The organism is Streptomyces sp. WELS2 (assembly GCF_013870595.1).
Lineage (GTDB): Bacteria > Actinomycetota > Actinomycetes > Streptomycetales > Streptomycetaceae > Streptomyces.
On sequence record NZ_JACBWZ010000397.1, the window covers coordinates 1 to 5,657 of the forward strand.

4 protein-coding genes and 2 pseudogenes are annotated in these 5,657 nt (G+C 70.3%); 2 read left to right on the forward strand and 4 right to left on the reverse strand.

From position 1 onward, the window contains the following. Positions 1-1,185 (forward strand): UbiD family decarboxylase (locus tag H5J33_RS21480; RefSeq protein ID WP_220212594.1); only part of this gene is annotated, 1,185 nt, incomplete at its 5' end. Between the two features lie 238 nt (positions 1,186-1,423). On the opposite strand, the gene H5J33_RS21485 is transcribed toward H5J33_RS21480, so the two are convergent. From H5J33_RS21485 to H5J33_RS21500, 4 genes and pseudogenes are all read right to left on the reverse strand, one after another. Continuing rightward, positions 1,424-1,804, reverse strand: a complete 381-nt coding sequence (locus H5J33_RS21485) for a hypothetical protein (protein ID WP_181796553.1) — start codon at positions 1,802-1,804, stop codon at positions 1,424-1,426. Positions 1,805-2,060: 256 nt separating this feature from the next. Then, positions 2,061-2,231, reverse strand: coding sequence for a DUF1737 domain-containing protein (locus H5J33_RS21490; RefSeq protein WP_181796554.1), 171 nt, complete (start codon positions 2,229-2,231; stop codon positions 2,061-2,063). 948 nt (positions 2,232-3,179) lie between these two features. Beyond that, positions 3,180-3,580 (reverse strand): annotated as a pseudogene (locus H5J33_RS21495) (transposase); the annotation flags it as partial. Next, positions 3,564-4,000: pseudogene (locus H5J33_RS21500) on the reverse strand (deaminase); the annotation flags it as partial. The pseudogenes H5J33_RS21495 and H5J33_RS21500, both read right to left, overlap by 17 nt. Before the next feature lie 211 nt (positions 4,001-4,211). Between H5J33_RS21500 and H5J33_RS21505 the strand changes: the two are divergent. Beyond that, positions 4,212-5,393: a serine hydrolase gene (locus H5J33_RS21505; protein WP_181796555.1), complete on the forward strand. Its 1,182-nt coding sequence runs from the start codon at positions 4,212-4,214 to the stop codon at positions 5,391-5,393. Positions 5,394-5,657 lie beyond the last annotated feature (264 nt).

Sequence of the window (5,657 nt, forward strand, 5' to 3'; positions counted from 1 at the left end):
GAACACCTCGTCGCCGCCATGCACGCGGACCCCGTCGCGCCGGTGGAGGTCGCCACCGGCCCGTGCAAGCAGAACGTCCGCACCGGTGGCGACGTCGACCTGGAACTCTTCCCCGTACCCCTGCTCCACCAAGAGGACGGCGGACGGTACTTCGGCACCTACGGTTTCCACGTGGTGCGTACCCCGGACGGCTCGTGGACGAGCTGGTCGGTGGCCCGCACCATGCTGCGCGACCGCAGGACCCTGGTCGGCCCCGCCATGGCGCAGCAACACGTCGGCATGATCCGAGAGGCGTGGCGCGGGGCGGGCCGGCACACGCCGTGGGCGATGGTCCTGGGCGCCCCGCCCGCGGCGCTCGCCGCCGCGGGGATGCCGCTCCCGGCGCACGTCGACGAGGACGGCTACGTCGGGGCGCTCACCGGCAGCCCGGTCGAGGTGGTCCGTACCGAGACGAACGGACTGTACGTGCCCGCCAACGCCGAAATCGTCCTGGAGGGTTACCTCAGCAGCGACGAGACCGCTCCCGAGGGGCCGATGGGGGAGTACCACGGGTACGCGTTCCCCGACGGCAAGGAGCAGCCCGTCTTCCACGTCGAGGCGGTCACCTACCGCGACGACCCGATTCTGCCGGTCTGCGTGGCCGGGGTGCCGCCGGAGGAGAACCACACGATCTGGGGCACCATGATCGCGGCCGCGGCCCTGGACGTGCTGCGCGCCGCCGGGCTGCCGGTCACCCTGGCGTGGTGCCCCTACGAGGCCGCCACCTGCTGGCTCGCCGTCTCCGTCGACCGCGCCCGGCGGACCGGACTCGGCCTGGACCGCGCCCGGTTGATCCGTTCGATCGCCGACGTGCTGTTCGCCTCGCACGCCGGATGGCTGGTGCCCAAGGTGATCGTCGTCGACGACGACATCGACGTCACCGACATCGGCCAGGTCGTCTGGGCGCTCGCCACCCGCAGTCACCCGGACACCGGTCACCACACCTTCCCGCAGGCTCCCGGCATCCCGATGGTCCCCTACCTCACCCCGGAGGAGGTCCGGGCCGCCCGGGGCGGCAAGTCGGTCACGGACTGCCTGCTGCCGGACGACTTCCGCGGCACCACCGCCTCCTTCCGCACGTCCTACCCCCGCGAACTGCAAGAGCACGTGCTGGAGAACTGGACGGACTACGGCTACGACGCCTGACGGTACGGGGACCCGACCGCCGCGACGACCGCGGGGTGCGCGGTGACGAACACCGGCCCCGGCTGGATCGACCGGGCACGGTGCCACCGGGCCGGCATCCACGACGAGGTCGTCTTCGAGACGAAGACGACCACGGCCGAGGCCATGATCCGACGCCCCAAGGGACCCGGATCCCGTTCCGGTGGGCTCCCGCGGACCGCCACTCACGGCTTCGGCAAGGGCCGGCGGTCCGCAGCGCCTACCAGTCGGCTTTCGCAGGACCACACAGAGCACATAGGCGGAGGGCACCGTTCGCTACGTTGTCCGGGGTGATGTTGTCGAGGTGGACGCTGCCGCCGGTCGCGGCGGCGGCCATGACCATGGTGGCGGCCTCGATCCGGTCCCCGGCCAGCGCGAACGGGCCGTCGGCGATCCAGTCGCTGCCGCACACGCGCAGGCCCTCCTGGTCGAAGTGGACGGGGACGCCCCGGGCGGCCAGCAGCATCGCTGTCACCATCGTCCCGCGGCTCGGCCCGTAGGGTGCGTTCACGTCCACGCTGAACGCCTTCACCGCGCGGGCCCCGCACCGCGCGCGGATACCGGTGTCGGTCGCGATGACGCCGGCGCCGGCGGCCTGCATCGCCCGCGAGATGCCGGTCGATCAGGCGGGGGCAGAACGAGTCGCCGCCGGGAGAGGGGAAGGACACTTCTTCGGCGCGAGCCGGCACCGCCGCGGCCGGCACGGCCGTCGTACGGACGCGGCGGCCGAGTCCGGGATGGAGCAGGCCGCACGGGCCCAGGCAAGCGTCACAACTCGCCCAGCCTGCGCGGCCCTTCCCATGTCACGGGCCGAACCGCGATCACCGCGGCTCTCAAGGTCCCTATGACCGCGTCGGTCAGACCAGCGCCTGGGCGACGATGACGTTCTCCCCGTTGAAGGTGACGGCGGGGCCTTCGTGTAGCTCGTAACCAAGGCCTATCGCCTCGCTCACACGGTGGCAGAACGAGGCATCGTCCGGCCCGGTCAGGACTCGGTAGACGGGCAATCCATCAGGCGGTGTGCTCATGGACGAAGGATTTCACGCAAGCCCCGGATATCCACGAGCACCCCCATCCCGGTGCGGATCTTGTAGACCATCCCGTTGATGACCTGCCGGTCTGCTACCCGGGGCCGGCCCGTCGCAGCCGGAACCCCAGTGACGCGACGACACCCCAGTTGTCGGGGCGGCTGCCAGACTGAACGGACCGTGAAGACGAACAGCCGCTGCGCCACCGGGTCTACGGTGCCGACCACGACCAGCCGAGGCCCGGTCGGCGCTGCGCCGAACTGATCGGTGGACCGCTGGACGGCCTGTTGCTCGACAACACCGACTGGGCGCCGGAAGGGGCCGGCACCAGCGTTGCGCTGGCCACCGGGCTGGGGCGGTTCGGCGCCACCGGGCCCTGCACGACCCGCGCCCCGGGGGCCCGACCGCCGAGGTGGCCGCCTCCCTGGTCCTGGAAGCGCCGGTGCCCTCCGTTGATCCTTTGCCGATCTTTGACCATGATAGGGGCGTGGAGCGGAGACGGTGGATCGTGAAGACGGCGGTGCTTGCCCTGGTGTGGTGGGCTGTGGTGACGGTCCTGGCCCGCTGGCTGGTTGCCGGTTCCTGGACTGCGGCGCGCGGGCCCGGGCTCATATCGGCCAGTGCGATCGTGTGCGCCCGGGTCTCGGAGCGCAGAAGGCTGCGGGCCGACGGCCGGCCGAGAGTCCTCCGGTAATCGAACGCTGGTATGAGGACGGTTGGCCGGACCCGGCCCTGCCGCATCTGTGATTCGCGCTCGCCCGGGACACGGGCGGGCTCAACGCCCGGATCCACGACGCCGGACGGTCCTGGGCCGTGCTCTCGGCCGGGCACCGCCGATCTCACCCAGGTGATGCCCCGTCCTGCCGGGCGTCGAGGGCGGCCTGCCGCTCACGGCGCTTCGCCTGGGTGCCGCTGCCGGGCTTGTCCTGCGCCTTCCAGTCAGGCTCCGGAACCCGGTGGTCGGCCAGGCCCGGGACGAGACGGTTTCGGTGCACCGGCCGGGGGCCGGTCTTCGTGCACAGGTTCCTGAGCCCCCGGCGGATCCTGGCCGGCGTGAGCTTGTTCGGCGGGCCGGCTTCTCGCAGGGGCGCCGGAGATCGGCGGCAAGCGGTCGGGCGAGCCGGAGCTGCGCATATGCGGCGATCACCAGAAAGGTCCACCAGTCGGCCGCTACCGAGCCGGGGCTTGGTCCAGCCGAGGGTCTGCTTGAACAGGCGAAATGTGTGCTCGATGTCGAAGCGGCGGAGGAAGGACTGCCAGCAGCGGTCGACGTGCACTTTGGTGGCGCCGGCGCGCGACCACCACAGCCAGACGGGCTTGTTGACTCCACCGCTGGGCAGCTTCTCCACGCCGTTCGAGGACCGTGGCCGCAGAGCTGTCGACGAAGTGGAACGTGGTGTCGGAGAGCGTGAACGACGAACGCTCGTGGTGGGTCCTGACGAACACCGGGGTGTGGAAGGGGGGTTCTTCCCCCACCAGCCGCGCCACTCATCGTCTGGCCAGGGTCCTCGCTGGAGTCCGAACTTGTTGCGGCCCATGATCTCGGCACCGATGTCGCGTGCGAAGTCCCGCGTTCGCGTGAAGTAGTCGTCGGGGCCCCGGCTCCCGGCGGGATCCGTGCGCATGGGCCAGCTCGCCGTGGCTCCGGCCCAGGCGAACAGCCTCTCGGGATGGTCGTGGACGAACGGCCGCTCGAGGACCTGGTGCTCACCTGCACCGATCCCGTCACTCGAGACGTTGAAATGCATCACTCTCGGCAGTTGATCCACGTGTTTCCTCTTCGCATCACGGTGTGGCGAGGCACCGCACAGCATGACGTGGAACGGGACGCGGCCGGATCGACAGCGGCCCGCAACTTTTCTCAATGCGCGGGAGAGTCTGTTTCCTGAACCCCCAAAGCACGCGCTGGGGGATATCCCCACTCCGGTCATGGGGTTCGCCGGATCGCACTCCGTGGGGGGCCGGAACTAGCGTCCAGTCATGAGTTCGATCCTGCGGAAGCACCTCGCCATGGCACTTGGTGTCGCTACGCTGCTCACCGCCTGCGCGGCCACCACCGGCGCCAAGCCCGCCGGGCCCTCCCCCGTGGAGCGGTTGCGCCAGGACGCCGAGGCGATCCACGCCCTCGGTATCAGCGGTGTGCAAGTCCGCGTGATCGCACCTGACGGTCGGCAGTCGGTCGCCACCAGCGGCACCGCCGACCTGGACACTGGCCGCCCGGTCCCTTCCAACGGCTATTTCCGCATGGCCAGCACGTCCAAGACGCTGGTCGCCACGGTGGTCCTCCAACTGGAGGCCGAGGGCAGGCTGTCCCTTCACGACACGGTCGACCACTGGCTGCCGGGAGTGGTGCGGAGCAAGGGCAACGACGGCAGCCGGGTCACCATCCGCCAGCTGCTCCAGCACACCAGCGGCATCCCCGACGGCCTGCCCGGATACACAACGCCCGAGGAGTACTACCAGCAGCGCCACGACGTCTACGGCCCCGAGCAGCTGGTTGCCCGCGCCATGGCCCACGCGCCGGACTTCCCGCCCGGCAAGGGCTGGGCGTACTCCAACACCGGCTATGTCCTGCTCGACATGATCATCCAGAAGGCCACCGGTCACCCCGCCCACCAAGAGATCGAAAACCGTATCCTGCGACCGCTCGGTCTCGACCAGACCCGGTGGAACGGCACCTCGCCCACCCTGCCCCAGCCGCACGCCCAGGCATACCAGTTCTTCGGCCCCGGCTCCCAGGTGGACGTCACCGACCAGATACCGGTGGACCACGAGAACCTTTCGTGGGTCACGACCACTCGGGACGAGAACGTCTTCCTCCGCGCGCTGCTCGCGGGCCACCTGCTACCGACGCGGCAGATGGCCGAGATGAAGCAGACGGTTCCCGTGAACGCGGAGGTCCAACAGCTGTGGCCCGGCGGCCGATACGGGCTCGGCCTGGTCGAACGCCCCCTGAGTTGCGGAGGAACCTACTGGAGCCACGAGGGCGGGGACGGCGGCTACATCACCCTCAACGGCGTCACCGACGACGCCAGGCGAAGTGCCGTGGTCTCCATGTCCGAGGCACGCGGCGACACCCCGAAGCACATACTCGACCAAGAGAAAGCGGCCAGCGCCCTGATCGACCACGCACTGTGCGCCGAGGGCCCCGGCACCCCGTGAGCGCAGCCCGTCGTCGCGGTCGCCAATGGGCACTGAGCTCGGCGCAACGCCTGCTTGCGCCGCAGATCTGCGTTGCCTTCGCCATCCCACAGCCTCTTTCGGGCTCACCTCTCAGCCGGCCTTAGCTGGTTCACTTCGGCAAGGTCAGCTCGACGAGGACCAGGAGCCCGAGCCCGAGCCCGAAGGATCCCTGGGGTGGCAGCCGGTTGGGAAGCGGCCCCAGCCGGAGACAGCCGGGGCGGGCCGGGCCCTCGAGGCGTACCC